Source organism: Corynebacterium sp. HMSC066C02 (assembly GCF_001814945.1).
GTDB lineage: Bacteria > Actinomycetota > Actinomycetes > Mycobacteriales > Mycobacteriaceae > Corynebacterium > Corynebacterium aurimucosum.
The window spans coordinates 1-221 of the sequence record NZ_KV818449.1 but is presented as its reverse complement, the minus strand read 5'-3'; the positions used below and the strand labels follow the sequence as shown (position 1 = coordinate 221).

Annotated in this window: 1 protein-coding gene; it reads left to right on the top strand. The window is 49.8% G+C overall.

From position 1 onward, the window contains the following. The coding region (locus HMPREF2996_RS12820) for a hypothetical protein (RefSeq protein WP_168163681.1) at positions 1-221 on the top strand (221 nt) is incomplete at both ends.

The following is a 221-nucleotide window of genomic DNA, read 5'->3' as shown; positions in this document are numbered from 1 at the left end:
GTTGATGATTCTGGTGTGAAGCCGGTTGATCCGACTGATGAGGAGCAGGACACTGGTATCAAGGTCACTAACCCGGATGATGACACCAAGGTTTCTGCTACCGATGAGGATGGCAAGGATATCCCGGTTGAGATTGACGAGAACGGCAATGTTGTTGTTACTCCGGGTACCGATGTTGATGGTCCTATCAATGTAGTTGTTGAGGATCCGGATCTGGATGG